At 43.2% G+C, this 16,887-nt stretch carries 20 protein-coding genes and 10 tRNA genes; 3 read left to right on the forward strand and 27 right to left on the reverse strand.

What is annotated here, in order from left to right; translation table 11 throughout:
* Positions 1–57: 57 nt before the first annotated feature.
* From rsfS to H7T92_RS06400, 8 genes are all read right to left on the reverse strand, one after another.
* Positions 58–411 (reverse strand): ribosome silencing factor, encoded by a 354-nt coding sequence (gene rsfS, locus H7T92_RS06365; protein WP_003014310.1) that lies wholly within the window; start codon positions 409–411, stop codon positions 58–60.
* Between the two features lie 14 nt (positions 412–425).
* A complete protein-coding gene (locus tag H7T92_RS06370) occupies positions 426–926 on the reverse strand; it encodes a cysteine hydrolase family protein (RefSeq protein ID WP_045759149.1) in 501 nt (166 codons plus the stop codon).
* The gene (yqeK, locus tag H7T92_RS06375; RefSeq protein WP_045759148.1) at positions 927–1,523 is read right to left on the reverse strand and encodes a bis(5'-nucleosyl)-tetraphosphatase (symmetrical) YqeK; all 597 of its coding nucleotides are present in this window, start codon (positions 1,521–1,523) and stop codon (positions 927–929) included.
* On the reverse strand, positions 1,520–2,152 hold the full coding sequence (locus tag H7T92_RS06380) for a nicotinate-nucleotide adenylyltransferase (protein WP_003012335.1): 633 nt from the start codon (positions 2,150–2,152) through the stop codon (positions 1,520–1,522). Before H7T92_RS06380 ends, yqeK begins: the two co-directional genes overlap by 4 nt.
* 21 nt (positions 2,153–2,173) lie before the next feature.
* Positions 2,174–2,485 carry a ribosome assembly RNA-binding protein YhbY gene (yhbY, locus tag H7T92_RS06385; RefSeq protein ID WP_003005853.1) on the reverse strand — a complete coding sequence of 104 codons (312 nt, stop codon included), beginning with the start codon at positions 2,483–2,485 and terminating at the stop codon, positions 2,174–2,176.
* Positions 2,486–2,707: 222 nt separating this feature from the next.
* Positions 2,708–3,814, reverse strand: a complete 1,107-nt coding sequence (yqeH, locus tag H7T92_RS06390) for a ribosome biogenesis GTPase YqeH (protein WP_045759147.1) — start codon at positions 3,812–3,814, stop codon at positions 2,708–2,710.
* Between the two features lie 2 nt (positions 3,815–3,816).
* Positions 3,817–4,344, reverse strand: coding sequence for a YqeG family HAD IIIA-type phosphatase (locus H7T92_RS06395; RefSeq protein ID WP_045759146.1), 528 nt, complete (start codon positions 4,342–4,344; stop codon positions 3,817–3,819).
* A gap of 182 nt (positions 4,345–4,526) precedes the next feature.
* Entirely contained in the window at positions 4,527–5,216 is a 690-nt protein-coding gene (locus H7T92_RS06400) for a hypothetical protein (RefSeq protein WP_052690129.1), read from the reverse strand.
* 147 nt (positions 5,217–5,363) lie between these two features.
* On the opposite strand from H7T92_RS06400, the gene H7T92_RS06405 reads away from it, so the two are divergent.
* On the forward strand, positions 5,364–5,984 hold the full coding sequence (locus H7T92_RS06405) for a TVP38/TMEM64 family protein (RefSeq protein ID WP_045759145.1): 621 nt from the start codon (positions 5,364–5,366) through the stop codon (positions 5,982–5,984).
* A gap of 71 nt (positions 5,985–6,055) precedes the next feature.
* On the opposite strand, the gene H7T92_RS06410 is transcribed toward H7T92_RS06405, so the two are convergent.
* From H7T92_RS06410 to rlmD, 9 genes are all read right to left on the reverse strand, one after another.
* Complete coding sequence (locus tag H7T92_RS06410) at positions 6,056–8,707, reverse strand: valine--tRNA ligase (protein ID WP_201037362.1); 2,652 nt, start codon at positions 8,705–8,707, stop codon at positions 6,056–6,058.
* Positions 8,708–8,736: 29 nt separating this feature from the next.
* Positions 8,737–9,306 (reverse strand): GNAT family N-acetyltransferase, encoded by a 570-nt coding sequence (locus tag H7T92_RS06415; protein ID WP_045759143.1) that lies wholly within the window; start codon positions 9,304–9,306, stop codon positions 8,737–8,739.
* Positions 9,293–9,871 carry a flavin reductase family protein gene (locus H7T92_RS06420; protein ID WP_021152723.1) on the reverse strand — a complete coding sequence of 193 codons (579 nt, stop codon included), beginning with the start codon at positions 9,869–9,871 and terminating at the stop codon, positions 9,293–9,295. The genes H7T92_RS06415 and H7T92_RS06420 overlap by 14 nt, the downstream gene beginning before the upstream one ends.
* A 265-nt stretch (positions 9,872–10,136) precedes the next feature.
* Positions 10,137–10,484, reverse strand: a complete 348-nt coding sequence (locus H7T92_RS06425; RefSeq protein ID WP_021152722.1) for a helix-hairpin-helix domain-containing protein — start codon at positions 10,482–10,484, stop codon at positions 10,137–10,139.
* 180 nt (positions 10,485–10,664) lie between these two features.
* On the reverse strand, positions 10,665–10,919 hold the full coding sequence (locus H7T92_RS06430; protein ID WP_201037363.1) for a DUF1912 family protein: 255 nt from the start codon (positions 10,917–10,919) through the stop codon (positions 10,665–10,667).
* A 2-nt stretch (positions 10,920–10,921) separates the two neighbouring features.
* The gene (locus tag H7T92_RS06435; RefSeq protein ID WP_201037364.1) at positions 10,922–12,268 is read right to left on the reverse strand and encodes a DUF438 domain-containing protein; all 1,347 of its coding nucleotides are present in this window, start codon (positions 12,266–12,268) and stop codon (positions 10,922–10,924) included.
* The gene (locus H7T92_RS06440) at positions 12,268–12,501 is read right to left on the reverse strand and encodes a DUF1858 domain-containing protein (protein ID WP_003005810.1); all 234 of its coding nucleotides are present in this window, start codon (positions 12,499–12,501) and stop codon (positions 12,268–12,270) included. The genes H7T92_RS06435 and H7T92_RS06440 overlap by 1 nt, the downstream gene beginning before the upstream one ends.
* A 13-nt stretch (positions 12,502–12,514) precedes the next feature.
* The gene (locus H7T92_RS06445; RefSeq protein ID WP_021152718.1) at positions 12,515–12,958 is read right to left on the reverse strand and encodes a cytidine deaminase family protein; all 444 of its coding nucleotides are present in this window, start codon (positions 12,956–12,958) and stop codon (positions 12,515–12,517) included.
* Between the two features lie 10 nt (positions 12,959–12,968).
* A complete protein-coding gene (gene rlmD, locus H7T92_RS06450) occupies positions 12,969–14,321 on the reverse strand; it encodes a 23S rRNA (uracil(1939)-C(5))-methyltransferase RlmD (RefSeq protein WP_201037365.1) in 1,353 nt (450 codons plus the stop codon).
* Positions 14,322–14,358: 37 nt separating this feature from the next.
* Between rlmD and recX the strand changes: the two genes are divergently transcribed.
* Positions 14,359–15,141 (forward strand): recombination regulator RecX, encoded by a 783-nt coding sequence (recX, locus tag H7T92_RS06455; RefSeq protein WP_201037366.1) that lies wholly within the window; start codon positions 14,359–14,361, stop codon positions 15,139–15,141.
* A 95-nt stretch (positions 15,142–15,236) separates the two neighbouring features.
* Entirely contained in the window at positions 15,237–15,770 is a 534-nt protein-coding gene (gene ntdP, locus H7T92_RS06460; protein ID WP_013903172.1) for a nucleoside tri-diphosphate phosphatase, read from the forward strand.
* 97 nt (positions 15,771–15,867) lie between these two features.
* Here the strand turns inward: ntdP and H7T92_RS06465 are convergent.
* From H7T92_RS06465 to H7T92_RS06510, 10 genes are all read right to left on the reverse strand, one after another.
* Positions 15,868–15,941 (reverse strand) — tRNA-Pro (locus H7T92_RS06465).
* A gap of 19 nt (positions 15,942–15,960) precedes the next feature.
* A tRNA-Arg gene (locus tag H7T92_RS06470) sits at positions 15,961–16,034 on the reverse strand.
* Between the two features lie 36 nt (positions 16,035–16,070).
* Positions 16,071–16,144: transfer RNA gene (locus H7T92_RS06475), tRNA-Arg, on the reverse strand.
* Positions 16,145–16,165: 21 nt separating this feature from the next.
* Positions 16,166–16,251: transfer RNA gene (locus H7T92_RS06480), tRNA-Leu, on the reverse strand.
* A 7-nt stretch (positions 16,252–16,258) separates the two neighbouring features.
* A tRNA-Gly gene (locus H7T92_RS06485) sits at positions 16,259–16,330 on the reverse strand.
* 23 nt (positions 16,331–16,353) lie between these two features.
* Positions 16,354–16,426, reverse strand: a tRNA-Thr gene (locus H7T92_RS06490).
* A 17-nt stretch (positions 16,427–16,443) separates the two neighbouring features.
* Positions 16,444–16,525, reverse strand: a tRNA-Leu gene (locus H7T92_RS06495).
* Between the two features lie 6 nt (positions 16,526–16,531).
* Positions 16,532–16,604 (reverse strand) — tRNA-Lys (locus H7T92_RS06500).
* Between the two features lie 24 nt (positions 16,605–16,628).
* Positions 16,629–16,701, reverse strand: a tRNA-Asp gene (locus H7T92_RS06505).
* Positions 16,702–16,703: 2 nt separating this feature from the next.
* A tRNA-Val gene (locus H7T92_RS06510) sits at positions 16,704–16,776 on the reverse strand.
* Between the last annotated feature and the right edge of the window lie 111 nt (positions 16,777–16,887).

The raw sequence follows: 16,887 nt of genomic DNA on the forward strand, positions 1-16,887 counted from the left end.
CCATAGAATTTCAATTTAACCAACAAAACTCAGTTGCTACCAACTGAGTTTACCTGCTTATGCTAGGGCTGCTGAAAGATCGACAGCACTTGCTTCGTGCCATAGCTTTTCTAGGTTATAGTGGGCACGCATTTCTTCTGAGAAGACATGAACCACTACACCACCTAAGTCAAGAAGGACCCAACCTCCAGCTGAATCACCTTCGACGTGGCTGGCATTGCCACCAGCTTCAACGACCTTCTCGCGAATATTTTCAGCGATAGCCTCCAATTGACGGCTATTCATAGAGCTTGCGATGACAAAGTAGTCTGTCACGCTGGTTAAGCTTTGAACATCCAAAGCCACAATGTCTTCTGCACGCTTTTCATCGGCTGCTTTGACAACTAGTTCAAGTAGTTCTTTTTCTTTCATGTAATCCTCTTTCCTTAAAAAATTGATTTGTAATCTAAGACATCCGCAAAACGTTCTGCCCAAATATTTTCATAAAATTCATTAAGCGTTTCTGCCGGAATATCCTCTCCATCAAAGGTTGTGACAGCTCCTTCTGGAATAACCAACTTATAACCGTATTCAAACCCCACTTTGACGGATGTATCGACACAATATTCTGTCTGCATACCACACAGGACCAGTTGTTCAATCCCTTGTTGATCCAAGTATTCTTTTAATCCTGTCTCTTTAAATATGCTATTGTATCGCTTCTGAAATACCTTCTCATCTGCCTGCCTCTTCAACAGGGGCGATAATTGCCAATCTTCCGAAGTTAAAGCCTCTGGCGTTTCAATATGCTGTATATAGATGATTTCAATCTGCTCTTTTCTAGCCTGATCTTGCAAATAAGCGATCTTCTCTAAGAGCTTTCCTGTCTCAAAACCTGTTTCCACTAAGATATTTTGTACATCAATAATGATAAAAGCTGTCTTCACTCACTGCTCCTCTTTCAAATACTTCACAAAGGCGTTATAGGTTTCAAGGGTTTGGGGATAAATGGGCAATCCTTGGTGGGCCAGGTGTTCGACTGTGCGAGCCGTCTCATAGGCCACGGCACGATCCAAGGAGACTTGGGCAATGTCGCGCGCCTGATCTACCCCTGGAAAGGCCCGGTTGTGCTCAATGTAATCTGCCACATAGACAATCTTGTCTAAGGTCGACATCTGTCCACTCCCCACGGTGTGAATCTCAATACTGCGAAGAATGGCTGGATCTGTCAGTCCGAGGTCTTCTTGGATCTTGTAAATCCCGACCATCCCATGCCAGACATTGTTGCCCCAGTTTTTTAATGCTGGATCCAGCTCATAGCGATCGATCAAGTCCAGAAATTTCTGATCTGATAATTTCTTGGCATAGTCATGTAAGAGACCTGCTAGGCCAGCCTGCTCTTCATCAGCCCCATAGCGTTTGGCCAAGTCACGCGCAGCCTTCTCAACCCCTAAACAGTGAGTAAGCCGCTTTTCTGGCAGGATTTGACGCATTTTTTCAAGCAAGACCTCACGAGAAAAGCCGAGATAGTTTTCATAGGTCATTGATACAAACCTTCTTTCTTGATGTAGTCCAAGACTGGTTTTGGCAACATAAAATTCGGCGTCCGACCCTTGGCTACAAAATCACGCACCATACTAGAGGAGATGTCCATTAGAGGAACGTCCACCCAGATCACCGGATAAGAAGTCCCTGCCTTATAGCGTGGTCGCTGGACCCCGACAAATTGCACAATCTCCACCAATTCATCGATGCGGTGCCATTTGGGTAAATAATCCACCATATCTGCACCAATAATGAAGTAATAATCTGTGTCTGGATCCCGTTCATTGAGCAAGAGCATGGTGTCGTAGGTATAGGAAATCCCTTTCCGCTCGAGTTCAATCGTCTCGATCTCCAGACCTTCAATGCCTTCAATGGCTAATTCCAGCATCTTAAGGCGATGGTGCTCTGCAATCGTCCCCTTGGCATCGACATGCGGCGGCTCATACTCAGGCATCAAGAGCACCTTATCTAACCCTAATTGTTGGCGCACTTGATCCGCAACGACCAAATGGGCATTGTGGACCGGATTGAAATTTCCACCCAAAATACCAACTTGTTTGCGTTTCTTGTCTTTGATCTCTGGCTCTAACTCTACCTTGGTAAAGGGAGTCAATAGTTCAATTGCCATAGGTTTGCTCTCCTCGATGTCTTAAATTTCTTTTACCTTCGCTGAAATTTTACGATTTTCTTTTTTGCTCGATTGTTTAAACAAGATGAGAATCCGACCAATCTTTTGGACCGTTTCCACACCGATTTCTTCTTCCAAGATTTCTGCGACTTCATGGATATTCTCATCCGTATTTTGAAGAAGAGTCACCTTGATCAATTCGCGCGCATCAAGCGCTTGGCGCACACTGGTTTTAATTTGGTCATTGAGCCCATTCTTCCCGATTTGGATAATGGGTTTGAGGCTGTGGGCTTGGCTATTGAGGAAAGCCCGTTGTTTAGATGTTAATGTCATATTTTTACTTCCTTTTTTGATTGTTATTTTAAGTGGTGGGGACGGCCGGAACTAATTTTTCAAAGATCTCATCTTTGAAAAATGGATTTCCTCACCTCAAAATGGAGCCTTGGTCTCCATTTTGCCCTTGCCAATCTCACGATTGGCAACTACACCACGGCAATAACGATCTCTTTATGAGCTCACTTTGTTCGCTCTTCAGATATATTTTTTCCTGTTTTTTTAAATAATAGCTTTGCGGGTAACGACGGCAACGCCTTTTGGTGCCCAGACAGCTACTTTAGCTTCTCCATTGACGCGGAGCCAGCCGAGTCCTGAGATGACCAGGTCTGTCTTGTCCTTAATGGTAAACTCATGAGAAACCAAGGGTGGGAACTCTTCTTTTTCTTTGCTATTAGGTGGAGTTAGCAAGCCACCAACATGCTTGTCATAAAAGGCGGTCGCGCCCTCTAGCTTGGTTCTGTGAAGCTTGAGTTCGTTGTCAAAGAAGGCGGTGAAACCTTGTTTTTCCCCCTTAATAAAGTCAAAACGTCCCAAGCCACCCAAAAAGAGGGTTTGCTCTGGATTGAGCTGATAAGTCTTAGGCTTGATTTCCTTTTTAGGGCTGACATATTTGAGATTTTTTGCTGTCAAGTAATGAGCCATCTGGTGGCGATGGATAATCCCTGGTGTATCGTAGATGTAGGATCCATCGTCCAGTGGGATTTCAATCTTGTCCAGTGTCGTCCCTGGGAAGCGAGAAGTCGTAATGATATCCTTGTCTCCAGTGATTTCTTGGATGATTGCATTGATGAGGGTCGATTTCCCAACGTTGGTCACACCCACCACATAGACATCACGTCCCTTGCGGTACTGTTCAATCTTTTCCATTAAGTCCTTGATCGCACTCTTGTTTTGAGCAGAGGTGAGGACCACATCGACAGGACGCATGCCTTCTTCGTGGGCCCGCTCCATCAACCAATGGGTCACCTTGCTATCCTTGACAGACTTGGGCAAGATGTCTTTTTTGTTTCCGACCAAGAGAACATCATTTCCTGCTACAAAGCGTGGTAAGCCTGGGATAACAGATCCATTAAAATCAAAAATATCCACTACATTGACCACGAGAGCATCACTATCTCCTACCTCGTGAAGGAGTTTTAGGAAATCATCATCCGTCAGATGCACATCTGTGATTTCATTATAGTGACGCAGACGGAAACAGCGTTGGCAATAAACTTCGCCTGTTTCCAAACCCTTTTCAAGAGCTGATTGGGGAGTATAGCCTAGCCCCTCTTTGTTTTCTGTCTGAATGGGGGCTCCACAGCCAATACAGAATAATTCTTCCATTCTTAAATTCCTTTTTTATATACAATTGGACCATATTTTTCGGCCATTTGCTTCATGACACGGCGTTCACGCGCCCGGTTGATCTGCGTCTTGATGGAGTCATGCTCAACCAAAGGCTTGACCAAAATCGAACGAATGCCTGCACGATGGGCAGCCCGGATATCGGTCATCAGTTGATCTCCGACCATGACCACTTCATTTTTCTCATAGTGGAAACGTTTGAGGGCACGATCAATCCCAAAAGTAAAGGGCTTGAGCGACCAGGCTTCATAGTCAATATCAAATTTCTCAACAGCGCGCTTGACCCGTTTGGGGCTATTATTAGACACCACGATAACCCGAATCCCTCCATCACGAAGGTCATGCAACCACTGGCGCATTTCAGGAGTCCCATCCGGATTATTCCAAGCAATCAAGGTATTATCCAAATCCACAAGGACCGCCTTGATACCCTGTTTTTTCAAGTCTGCAACGGTGAGATCATAGGCTGCTTCCACCGCAAAATCTGGTTTGTAATTTTCGATTGACACGTTTTTCTCCAAACATTCGTATTCTCCCCATTATAGCATAAAATAGGCTTTTTAGCACGGATGACTTGATCTCAGAGGAGAGATCTACTCATAAACAAATGGAGAAGGTCTTCCTTACTTTTTTAGACAAAAAAACTTTCCAAAAAGGAAAGTTCTAATGTTAGAGTGGAGAGCCGTTTTATTCACAATTTGGACTTTTTTCCATTCTTTTCTTCCTGCGAATTCTTATAATATATGAATTGAAGGTCGCTAACAATACTAGTAGCACCTACTTTTTCTTCTCTTTCGATATGAAGCACTTTAGAAAATTTCTGAAAATCACTTTCTTCAACACTTGGTGCAATACGAATATCTACAGATTGCCAACTATCATCTTTCACTTCATATCCAACCAAAACAATCACAAAGTCATTTCCAACCTGCTGTCGACCTGATAGCAACATGGATGCTTTTCCAAACAACGCATCATAATATGTTGGATTAGATACCGCAAATAGGATAATATCTTGTCTTTTTAATTTTCCATCAACACTGGCTATGGGAATTTTATCAATATTCTCAATCATAGGTAAAACGGTGTCACGTTTTAACCCTTCAAAACTCCATTCATTGTTATAATCTGATTTGGGATTCATGATTTTATCATAACTGTATAGATACTCCGCACCCATACTAAGAAAGAATAAGACAAAAGGAATACAAGTAACAATCAGGACACGTTTTTTATTCCCAGCTAATAGATCAAACATGACATAACTGAAATAAATTAATAACCCCCAGGAAAGTGTATTTTGATTGACGAAAGTATCTCGTACATTCGTAAAAGCTATTTCCCATAATTTCTGATGGTATAAATTTATATATTCTTCCACTACATCCTCCTCTAATATCTATGATGCTAATTCGAGCCTCAATTACATCATTATACCATCTTTTAAGGCTTTCATCACCTCCATCACCAGAGCTTACAAATAGACAAAAAAATGGTATAGTAGAAGAAAAAACTACGCGGAAGAGTTATGATAACAAAAGAAAAAAAATTGAGGGAGGTATCCCCTCTTCTCCAGCACATCATTAATTGGTCGTCCATCATTGGGGCTCTTGGGACCTTGGCCTTTTGTATCTGGGCCTACTTTTCTGGCATCCTTCAATCCAAAGAAACCTTGTCAGCTTTTATTTTGCAAGCCGGAATCTTCGGGCCACCGCTCTTTATCTTTCTTCAGATCCTTCAAACAGTGGTCCCTATTATTCCTGGCGCCCTGACATCTGTAGCAGGTGTCTTCATCTACGGCCATATTATCGGGACCATCTACAATTACATCGGGATCGTGATTGGCTGTGCCATTATCTTCCACCTAGCCAGAATGTATGGACCTAAGTTCGTCCAATCCATGGTTAGTCAGAAAACCTACGACAAGTACATTGGCTGGCTCAATGAAGGCAAGCGGTTCGATCGCTTCTTTATCTTCATGATGATCTGGCCGGTTAGTCCCGCCGACTTCATCTGTATGCTGGCAGGTCTGACCAATATGACCTTCAAACGCTACATGACCATCATCATCCTCTGTAAACCCATCACCCTCGTCATCTACACCTACGGCCTGACCTATATCATCGATTATTTCTGGAAAATGGTCTAAAAATAGGTTACTTAAACTTTTTCTCTTACAGAATCATACAAAAAACACGGCATCCCGCCGTGTTTCTGTGTTTATTTAACCAACTTCTTCATCTCATCAATACGTGCAACGGTCGCATCATATTTAGCTTGGTAGTCGGCTTGTTTGTCGCGTTCTTTTTGGACGACTTCTGGTTTGGCATTGGCTACGAAGCGTTCGTTAGAGAGCTTCTTACCGACCATATCCAGTTCTTTTTGCCATTTGGCTAATTCTTTTTCAAGACGAGCCAATTCTTCTTCGACATTGAGAAGGTCAGCAAGTGGCAAGTAGATTTCTGCCCCTGTGATGATGCTTGACATAACCAAATCAGGTACCTCTACATCTGCTGCAATTTCCAAGTGTTCTGGGTTTGTGAAGCGTTTGATGTAGTTGACATTATCATTGAAGAAGGCATCGAGCTTAATGTCGCTTGTCTTGATCAAGATAGTGATTGGCTTACTTGGCGCTACGTTCACTTCTGCACGTGAGTTACGTACTGAACGAATCACATCTTTAAGAGCTTCTACACCAGCTGCTGCTTCTTCATTTTCAAATTCTGGACGAACCACTGGGTATTCCGCAGTCACGATCGTTCCTTCAGAGATTTGGCCGTAAATTTCTTCAGTCACGAATGGCATGATTGGATGAAGGAGACGCAAGATTTGGTCCAACGTATAAAGAAGAACTGAACGAGTGATGACTTTTTCGTCCTCATTGTCGCTGTAAAGCACTTCCTTAGTCAACTCAACATACCAGTCCGCAAACTCATCCCAGATGAAGTTGTAGAGGATGTGACCAGCCACACCAAATTCAAACTTATCAAAGTTTTCAGTGACTTTTCCAATCGTTTCGTTAAGGTTATGGAGAATCCAGCGGTCTGTCACGTTACCTGCTTGACCAGCAGCCACTTTAGCCACATTTTCACGCGCCACATCCAGGGTCAAACCTTCATTGTTCATGAGGATGTAACGAGAGATGTTCCAAATCTTGTTAATGAAGTTCCATGATGCATCCATTTTCTCATAAGAGAAGCGCACGTCTTGCCCTGGTGCAGAACCGTTTGAAAGGAACCAACGAAGGGCATCCGCACCATATTTCTCGATAACATCCATTGGGTCAATCCCGTTACCGAGAGATTTAGACATCTTGCGTCCTTGCTCGTCACGGATCAAACCGTGGATAAGAACATTCTTAAATGGTTGGCGTCCTGTGAATTCCAATGATTGGAAGATCATACGAGACACCCAGAAGAAGATGATATCGTAACCTGTTACCAAGGTTGAAGTTGGGAAGTAACGTTTGAAATCTTCTGAGTCGATATCCGGCCAACCCATAGTTGAGAATGGCCAAAGGGCTGAACTAAACCAAGTATCCAAGACATCTTCGTCTTGTTTCCATCCGTCACCTTCTGGCGCTTCTTCGCCAACGTACATTTCACCTTCAGCATTGTACCAAGCTGGGATTTGGTGACCCCACCAGAGCTGACGAGAGATCACCCAGTCGTGGACATTTTCCATCCATTGAAGGAAGGTATCGTTGAAACGAGGTGGGTAAAATTCAACCTTATCATCTGTGTCTTGGTTGGCAATGGCATTTTTCGCCAATTGATCCATCTTCACAAACCATTGTGTAGACAAACGTGGCTCAACCATAACCCCTGTACGCTCTGAGTGACCAACTGAGTGGGTCATCTTCTCAATCTTAACAAGGGCACCAATTTCTTCTAACTTCTTGATAACAGCCTTACGAGCTTCAAAGCGGTCCATGCCATTGAATTCACCAGCCAATTCATTCATGGTACCATCATCGTTCATAACGTTCACTTGCGGAAGATTATGACGTTGACCAACCAAGAAGTCATTAGGGTCGTGGGCAGGAGTGATCTTCACCACACCAGTACCAAACTCAGGGTCTGCGTGTTCGTCCCCTACGATTGGGATTGGCTTGTTCAAGATTGGCAAGATAACATTTTGACCAATCAAGTCTTTATAACGGTCATCATTTGGGTTAACCGCTACAGCAGTATCCCCAAACATCGTTTCAGGACGAGTTGTTGCTACTTCAAGGGCACGTGAACCGTCTTCCAACATGTAGTTCATGTGGTAGAAGGCACCTTCGACATCCTTGTGAATAACCTCGATATCAGAAAGGGCTGTACGGGCTTTTGGATCCCAGTTGATGATAAATTCACCGCGGTAGATCCAGCCCTTCTTGTAAAGGTCCACAAAGACCTTGCGCACGGCTTTTGACAAACCTTCGTCAAGAGTGAATCGTTCGCGAGAGTAGTCTACAGAGAGCCCCATCTTGCCCCATTGTTCCTTGATAGTAGTGGCATATTCGTCTTTCCATTCCCAGACTTTATCAAGGAATTTTTCACGACCGAGGTCATAACGGCTGATGCCTTCGCCACGCAAGCGCTCCTCAACCTTAGCTTGAGTAGCAATACCTGCGTGGTCCATACCTGGAAGCCAAAGCGTATCGAAACCTTGCATGCGTTTTTGACGGATGATGATATCCTGTAAAGTTGTATCCCAAGCGTGACCAAGGTGGAGTTTACCAGTCACGTTTGGTGGTGGAATAACGATAGAGTATGGTTTAGCCTTTTTATCGCCTGAAGGCTTGAAAACATCTTCGTCAAGCCATTTTTGGTAACGACCAGCCTCAACCTCGGCTGGATTGTATTTAGGTGAAAGTTCTTTAGACATGTGTGTGTCCTTTCTAGTTATTTCTATTTTTAATGTTGATCTTGAGTTTCCCACTCACTCTTCAGCAAGCCATATCTCAAATCATCACAGCGGTTGCCTTGAGCATCTTTGCGGTCTCTTATGCGAGCTTCAAGGATGAAGCCAAGTTTCTCAGCGACTCGTTGACTTTGAAGGTTGTAACCAAAGCAAGACAGCTCAATCTTATGAAGCCCCAGTTCTTTAAAAGCCAGGTTAATCAAGGCACACGCTGCTTCGGGTACATAGCTTCGCCCCCAATAGTCTGGATGCAAGGTATAGCCAATTTCCAGCACATCATCTTCGTAGCGATGGTTGAAGTCAACAGAGCCAATGATTTTATCGGTTCCTTTGACCACAATGCCGTAACCAGCTGGAAGATTTTCTTTTTGATTGCGATCGGGAAGGATATGCTCTAGATAATAGATCTCGTCTTCCAAGGTCTTGACGGGTGGAAAACCTGCTGGGTAAGAGACTTCTGGAAGACTAGCGTAAGCATGGATGTCCTCTGCATCAGCCACTGTTCGGACTCGTAAGACCAGACGATCCGTTTCGATTCGTTCTGGCAGTTCAGCTCTTGTCATTCTTCTTCCTCGCTTTCTTGATAAAGCACCCCATGGGATCGACTCGGTCATCTAGATAACGGTAAACACGCTGATGGCCGTCCCCCATAAAGTAAGTCGGCGCAAAACGGTCATTTTTAAAATGCCCCTTGTCATCTAAGAGCTCTGGATCAGCCAGTCGCTCAAGAATCTTAGCAAAGATATGGCAGATGCCATCTTCCTCGACAATCCGATCTACCTGGCAATCCAAAACGACTGGACAAGCCTCCAAAATCGGAGCCTGAGTCCGTTCAGAAATCTCGTAGTCTAGCCCTAGGTGTTCCAACTTCTCCCGATGGCTGATAAACCCAGCCTGCTCCATCTCAAGCATAAAGTTTTCATCAGGGATGTTCACAGTGAACTGTTGATAATGCTTAATCTGGTTAGCCGCATTTTCCTCACTACCAACCCCGATGACCAGCCAATCTCCCAGGCTATAAGAGGAACTGCAGGTCGTGATATTGTGCCCAAAGTTCTGGTCCTGATACCCCAAGATGAAGATCGGAAAACCATAGTAGAGTTTACTGGTGTTAAAAGATTGTTTCATGACAAGCTCCTTTGGCTAGGCTGCAACAAAAAAATCGCCCCTGTCATCAATCTGACAGGGACGAATGTTTTGATCCGCGGTACCACCCAATTTCGGGCAATGCCCGCAACTTTGTTTATTTCATTTTCATCCATTAGCAACCAGTTTTGACACATTTGTGGACTTCTCAGCACCGCCACTTTCTGTAAAATGTGGGACTCAAAACACCTCTAACAGGTTCATTTTAGCAAGTTTTCCTGGAAATAGCAAGAAATCATAAAAGCGATTATTTAAATTTAACGCCTAGTTCTTTCAATTTCTTGATTGTAGCTGGGCCGATTCCTTTAAGGGCCAACAACTCTTTTTCTGTCCAGTTTGCGAAGTCCGCAACAGAGCGAATACCTTCATCATAGAATGTTTGCGCACGATCAAGTGCCACACCTTCCAAACTTGCAGCAAATTCTTCCACTGAAGAAGCCGCTTGTTTCACTTCTTTCGCCACTGCTTTTGTAGCTTTCTCAACCTTTTTAGGTGTTTCTTTCACAGCTGCAGTTACAGTTGCGACAGCTTTTTTCAAAAGATGTCTATTTTGATGTTTGTATTGTTTCGCACGGTTTACGTTCTTCTTTGCCATTTTTCCTCCTAAATTCAGTGATCAATTCCTAAGGCAACAAGGTTTCATCACTATCATTCCATTCAAAAATCCGTTGATGTCATTTCAACTTTTTTATTGTATCACAATCCCCTAAAAAATCAAGTCATTGCTCAATTTTCAGGTAAATCTAGCTAGTAAAACGCCTTCAATAAGGTGTTTTTAATATTTTCTTTCACCAAAGAGGCCATCTGGTAAATCATGAAATCCTTTTCCAGCATGGAAATTTTCGAACTTCCCTTGCAAGAACTGATAAGCGTCCAAACGGCTTTCATAGCGAATCATAGCGATTTTAGCTCGTTCATCCTGGTCTTCATCAAAAACCTTCTTACTTTCTTCGAGAGCCATTTCATTGATCATGACCTGGGTCTTGATCCAAGCCTCAAATTCTTTCATAAATTCTTTTTCGTAGCTCATTCTTACTCCAATCCTCTATAAAATTCACTATCGATCTCCCGATAGGGTTGAATGTCCTGAACATATTCCAAGACACCTTGAAAGTCTCCAGCTTCATCACGCACGGCTGCATAGGTGACATGGATAAATTTCCCACGTGATTCTGATTTGAACCACATTTCGTACTTGTCTTTTTTCCCTTCTCGAAGCCCCTGCATGATGGCTTTGACCTTCTCCAAGTATTTCGGAGGGTGACACAATTCGACATTGCGTCCTACCTGCGACGGCGTCCGTTTGAAGATCATTTCCTCAAAAGGCGCTGCATCATTGTAATATTGGAAAATATCATCCTTATTGACAAAGGTGATCTCCATCGGCAGATGGTTCAAGATCAAGTTGGCCTGCTCCACAGAGAGAAAGCCATGCCCAAAAGCTTGTTGCTGTTGGCGATCGAAACTCTCTTCCTTTTTCTTAGGCCTGAAGGTAATGGTCAGTTGTCCCTCAGGAATCTCAATGACCTGACGTTGCTCGCTTCCATTTGAAGAAGGAAGGGCTTCATCTGAACCTTCTGTCTCTATTGCACCTTCTTCCTTGAAGTCCACACGTTTCGGCACCCATTTCTCACTCGGAATGATAATAGCATAACCATAAGCCTCGCTTTCTTCCGCGATGGAGAGCCAATCATCCTGAGTAAAGGCCTCCAATAAAATCATCAAGAGGATGGACTCTTCCTTGAAGATCATAGCCTCAAACTCTTGGGCAAAGGCTTCAAAGCGCTCTTTGACTTCTGAAATGGCAGAATCTGGTAGTTTCTTGGCCACATCCAAAGCTTTCGCAAAGAGTTCTCGAATCTGGTCATCCACTCCCCACATGACTTTAGGAGGAGAATCATGCCCATAGCGCTCCATAATGGGAAACATCAATTCTTCCTTGCGACGGTAATGCCGGTCAAATTGACCCACCAAGCCCAGCTGACGTAACAAACCCTTATGAATCTCCTGAATCATCTCAGGATCCTCAGTCGTCTCATAATTGTCTAGCAAGCGGCGTACCCGCATCATAGCTGCACGAAGGGCTAAGTTCTCCTGTTTAAAGATTTGAACAGGATGGCCTGGATGGTCTGTATCTGCCACTTCGACCCCTTGTACCGCATTCTTAAAGAGATTAGCATGGACATCGCACAGCTCCATGACATCCTCAAAGGTGATGCCTGCATCGGAGTTCATCAGCTCATGCTCCATGAGGGAAATCTCAATCGCAGACACCCCGCTAAAGGTCGCATCAAAGCGCTCTTGGACCGACTCAGGAGAAGCTCCATGATGCAGATCTAATAAGATGTCTCTTAAGACATGAATTCGTTCATCACTCATTAGTCTAGCCCCACTACTTCATAGCCATTGGCCTCTAGTGTTCGCACAATCTTCTCCATAGGAGTACCTTCTAATTTTGATCCTTGTTTTAAGGAAACCTTGCGCCCAACTGTATTTCGCATGATCGGATTGGCTAAGGGTTTAAAGCCCAACTCCACCAACAAATCCAATACCTCCGGATGTTGATCAATAACTTGAGCAACTGGAATCGATACATCAATAACATTGTCCATTTATTTATTTCCTCTACTCATTCCCTTTATTTTCTCTTTGACGAGCCCGTTCTTCTCCCCACCAAAGAGGCATCAATTCACCTAAAGTAATGGTCTTACGACTCTCATAATCCACCATAAATTCTAGATGACGATTCTCAGCATCTAGCTCAAGGAGAAATTCACGACAGGCCCCACAAGGCATCCCAGAACCTTCTCCATAAGGAGGTTTGTCTCGAAAAGCAATAATGCGCTTGACCTTGGTTTGTCCTGATTGTTGATACATGTTGAAGAGGGCTGCTCGTTCGGCACATAAATGAAAGACGCCACAGGTTCCTTCCATACAAAAGCCCGTAAAAATCTGACCATCTGCAGCCTCAACAGCAGCAACCACATGTCGAGCATAGACAAAATCTGAAACCTCTTGAGGCGCATAGAGAGCTTTCGCCTCAAGATAAAGTTTTTCCCAAATATCCATTCTTCTTCTTTCACTTCTTCACTAATTTCACAACTGCTTCTGTCCTTGCAGTATGGGGGAACATGTCCACTGATTGAATGTATTCAACCTGATAAACCTTCGTCAAAGCCACTAGATCCCGTGCCAAAGTAGAGACATTACAAGAGACATAGACCATCTTTTCAGGTGCATAGTGCAACAAGGTCTCGATTAATTTTGTCCCCAAGCCCGTACGAGGTGGATCCACGATCACAGCATTAGCCCGATAGCCTTCTTGGTACCAGCGAGGAATGATCTCTTCTGCTGTACCAGCCTCATAGTGGGTATTCTCAAATCCCATCCGTTTAGCATTGTATTTGGCATCCTCAATCGCTTCAGGAATAATATCCATCCCCCGAACACTTTTCACTCTATTAGCAAAAGCAAAGCCAATCGTTCCAACCCCACAATAGGCATCAATCAGGTGATCCTCTGGAGAAACATCTAGAGCCTTAACCGCTTCACTATACAATACTTCAGTTTGTTCCGGATTCAACTGGTAAAAAGCTCGAGGAGAAAGGGAGAATTCATAATCCAAAACACCTTCCAAAATGGCCTCTTCTCCCCAAATAATCTGCGTTTGTTCGCCATAGATTTCACTGGATCGAGACGTATTTTTGTTAACAGCAACTGTGACAATCTCAGGGTGTTTCGTGACCAAGTCTTGCACCAAATTATTTATGTTAATCTGACGACTAGTGACCACAATGATCTGAACTTGACCAGACTTCCGCGCCCGTCGAACCATCATGGTTCTGACACCCAGTTCTTTACGCTCATCAGCAATCGGAATCTGATAATAGGTCAATAAATCCGTTAGATCATTGGCAATCGCTTGAATAACCGGATCTTGAACCAAACAATCTTTTAATTCCACCAAATAATGTGAATTTTGAGCATAGAGTCCCGCCTTGACCTGGCCCTTGAATTTCCTTGTTTGAAATTGCAATTTGGCCCGATAGTAAAGAGGCTCCTGCATTCCGATTGTCGGCCGAATAGCATACTGTTCAAAGCCTTCAGGTGAGAACTTTTTCAAGGCCTGTTGCAATAAATCTGTCTTAAACTCCAACTGCTTGTCATACTTCAAATGCATGATTTGACAGCCCCCACAGGTCTCATAGATATCACACATGGGTGTCACCCGATACTTAGACGCCTTATTCACAGATAAGAGTTTGGCTTCCGCAAAATTTTTCTTGACACTTGTAATTTGGCAGAAGATATCTTCTCCCTTCAAAGCGCCTGGCACAAAGACAAGTGTTTTTTTATAAAAGCCAATCCCTTCACCGTTAATTCCCATTCGTTTAATTTTCAAAGGAATTTTTTGTTTTACTTTAACGTTCATATCCCTATCTTAACACATTTTTCGGTATAATAAAAACATGAAAATTACAAAACTAGAAAAGAAAAAAAGACTCTACCTCCTGGAATTAGACAATGATCAAAAACTTTATATTACAGAAGACACCATCGTCAAATATTTTCTTTCCAAAGATAAAGAAATCAGTGAAGAGGAACTAAAAGAAATCCAAGAGTTTGCTCAATACTCCTATGGTAAAAACCTGGCCCTTTACCATCTTTCTTTTAAAGCTCGAACAACAAAAGAAGTCCGAGACTACCTGACAAAATATGAGATTGATAGTGGCATTATTGATAAAGTTGTCCAACACCTAAAAGAAGACAAGTGGTTAGATGATCGTCAATATGCAAGAAACCTGATAGAGGCCAACCTTCTCAGTGGCGATAAGGGCCCTGCCTTATTACAACAAAAAATTCAACAAAAAGGGATCCCAAAATCTATCCTTCAAGAAATTCTTGCAGACTATGATTTCTCAGAAGTGATCGACCGTACCGCAATAAAACTCGTAAAAAAATACCAAGGAAAATATCCGTTAAAAGCCATTGAAACGAAAATCATCCAAGCACTCATTTCAAAAGGCTTTGCGTACAACCAAGCTCAAATAGCTTTACAAAATCTTGAACTAGAAGCAGATGAAGAAACAACCAATGAGCTCATCCTAAAAGAGTTAGAAAAACAATACCGTAAATACAGTAAAAAATATGAAGGCTATGACCTCAAACAACGCTTGACTCAGGCACTAGCCAGAAAAGGCTACGATTATAGTGATATAACATCAGCCATTAGAGAATACTTAGATTCATAAACCAAATTGAAAATTAAATAGAAAAATAAGAAAAAATTTGAAAAAATATGATACAATATAGAGGATATACTTAGATTGTAGAAAGTTGGTAAGTTATGAAACTACCTAAAGAAGGCGACTTTATTACAATTCAAAGTTATAAACATGATGGCAGTTTACACCGAACATGGCGTGACACCATGGTATTAAAGATAACCGAAAATGCAATTATTGGAGTAAATGATCATACACTTGTTACTGAAAGTGATGGTAGACGTTGGATCACGCGTGAACCAGCGATCGTTTATTTCCATAAAAAATATTGGTTTAACATCATCGCCATGATCCGTGACAATGGTGTGTCTTACTACTGTAACCTAGCAAGTCCTTTTCACATTGACCAAGAAGCCTTAAAATATATCGACTATGATCTCGATGTCAAGGTCTTTACCAATGGTGAAAAAAAATTGTTAGATGTTGAAGAATACGAGCAGCACAAAGAAAAAATGCACTATTCAGATGACATCGACTATATTTTAAAGGAAAATGTTAAGGTTCTAGTAGATTGGATAAACCAAAACAAAGGTCCTTTTTCTGAGGAATATATCAAAATTTGGTATAACCGTTATGTTGAACTGCGAAATAAATAAAGTTGGAAAGAGCGCAAGCTCTTTTTTCTTGTAAATTAATAAAAAAATAACTACAAAAAAAGTCTAATGACAACCATTAGACTTTTTCGATACACTATCGGGAAGACAGGATTCGAACCTGCGACACCTTGGTCCCAAACCAAGTACTCTACCAAGCTGAGCTACTTCCCGATCTAAAGCTACCGCTTTATGCACCCTAGAGGAGTCGAACCTCTAACCGCCTGATTCGTAGTCAGGTACTCTATCCAGTTGAGCTAAGGGTGCTCGTTCCTATTCAATTACTACATAGCCTTGCGACCATGCACCCTAGAGGAGTCGAACCTCTAACCGCCTGATTCGTAGTCAGGTACTCTATCCAGTTGAGCTAAGGGTGCTTCTTCTCCAACCTAAATCTATGCCGAGGACCGGAATCGAACCGGTACGATCGTTACCAATCGCAGGATTTTAAGTCCTGTGCGTCTGCCAGTTCCGCCACCCCGGCCTCCTCAAGCGAACGACGGGATTCGAACCCGCGACCCCCACCTTGGCAAGGTGGTGTTCTACCACTGAACTACGTTCGCATTGCTTTCTTTATATAAAAAAATGCCGGCTACATGACTTGAACACGCGACCCTCTGATTACAAATCAGATGCTCTACCAACTGAGCTAAGCCGGCTCATTATTATTCTCTTATGCGGGTTAAGGGACTTGAACCCCCACGCCGTAAAGCGCCAGATCCTAAATCTGGTGCGTCTGCCAATTCCGCCAAACCCGCAAAATATGACCCGTACTGGGCTCGAACCAGTGACCCATTGATTAAAAGTCAATTGCTCTACCAACTGAGCTAACGAGTCTTAAAATAATTTTCATTATCTTAACGGTCCCGACGGGAATCGAACCCGCGATCTTCGCCGTGACAGGGCGACGTGATAACCGCTACACTACGGGACCTATGGGAGTTAACGGGATCGAACCGCTGACCCTCTGCTTGTAAGGCAGATGCTCTCCCAGCTGAGCTAAACTCCCAAATGAGCCTAGTATCTACTAGGCTCAATCTCTTGCTAAGCGACTACCTTATCTCACAGGGGGCAACCCCCAACTACTTCCGGCGTTCTAGGGCTTAACTGCTGTGTTCGG

The organism is Streptococcus parasanguinis (assembly GCF_016648855.1).
Taxonomy (GTDB): Bacteria; Bacillota; Bacilli; order Lactobacillales; family Streptococcaceae; genus Streptococcus; species Streptococcus parasanguinis_L.

Excerpts from the sequence above, each read along its gene's own strand:
- rsfS (WP_003014310.1), bottom strand. The coding sequence starts at position 411 with ATGAAAGAAAAAGAACTACTTGAACTAGTTGTCAAAGCAGCCGATGAA.
- yqeK (WP_045759148.1), bottom strand. The coding sequence starts at position 1,523 with ATGACCTATGAAAACTATCTCGGCTTTTCTCGTGAGGTCTTGCTTGAA.
- H7T92_RS06380 (WP_003012335.1), bottom strand. The coding sequence starts at position 2,152 with ATGGCAATTGAACTATTGACTCCCTTTACCAAGGTAGAGTTAGAGCCA.
- yhbY (WP_003005853.1), bottom strand. The coding sequence starts at position 2,485 with ATGACATTAACATCTAAACAACGGGCTTTCCTCAATAGCCAAGCCCAC.
- yqeH (WP_045759147.1), bottom strand. The coding sequence starts at position 3,814 with ATGGAAGAATTATTCTGTATTGGCTGTGGAGCCCCCATTCAGACAGAA.
- H7T92_RS06405 (WP_045759145.1), top strand. The coding sequence starts at position 5,364 with ATGATAACAAAAGAAAAAAAATTGAGGGAGGTATCCCCTCTTCTCCAG.
- H7T92_RS06410 (WP_201037362.1), bottom strand. The coding sequence starts at position 8,707 with ATGTCTAAAGAACTTTCACCTAAATACAATCCAGCCGAGGTTGAGGCT.
- H7T92_RS06415 (WP_045759143.1), bottom strand. The coding sequence starts at position 9,306 with ATGACAAGAGCTGAACTGCCAGAACGAATCGAAACGGATCGTCTGGTC.
- H7T92_RS06420 (WP_021152723.1), bottom strand. The coding sequence starts at position 9,871 with ATGAAACAATCTTTTAACACCAGTAAACTCTACTATGGTTTTCCGATC.
- H7T92_RS06425 (WP_021152722.1), bottom strand. The coding sequence starts at position 10,484 with ATGGCAAAGAAGAACGTAAACCGTGCGAAACAATACAAACATCAAAAT.
- H7T92_RS06430 (WP_201037363.1), bottom strand. The coding sequence starts at position 10,919 with ATGAGCTACGAAAAAGAATTTATGAAAGAATTTGAGGCTTGGATCAAG.
- H7T92_RS06435 (WP_201037364.1), bottom strand. The coding sequence starts at position 12,268 with ATGAGTGATGAACGAATTCATGTCTTAAGAGACATCTTATTAGATCTG.
- H7T92_RS06440 (WP_003005810.1), bottom strand. The coding sequence starts at position 12,501 with ATGGACAATGTTATTGATGTATCGATTCCAGTTGCTCAAGTTATTGAT.
- H7T92_RS06445 (WP_021152718.1), bottom strand. The coding sequence starts at position 12,958 with ATGGATATTTGGGAAAAACTTTATCTTGAGGCGAAAGCTCTCTATGCG.
- rlmD (WP_201037365.1), bottom strand. The coding sequence starts at position 14,321 with ATGAACGTTAAAGTAAAACAAAAAATTCCTTTGAAAATTAAACGAATG.
- recX (WP_201037366.1), top strand. The coding sequence starts at position 14,359 with ATGAAAATTACAAAACTAGAAAAGAAAAAAAGACTCTACCTCCTGGAA.
- ntdP (WP_013903172.1), top strand. The coding sequence starts at position 15,237 with ATGAAACTACCTAAAGAAGGCGACTTTATTACAATTCAAAGTTATAAA.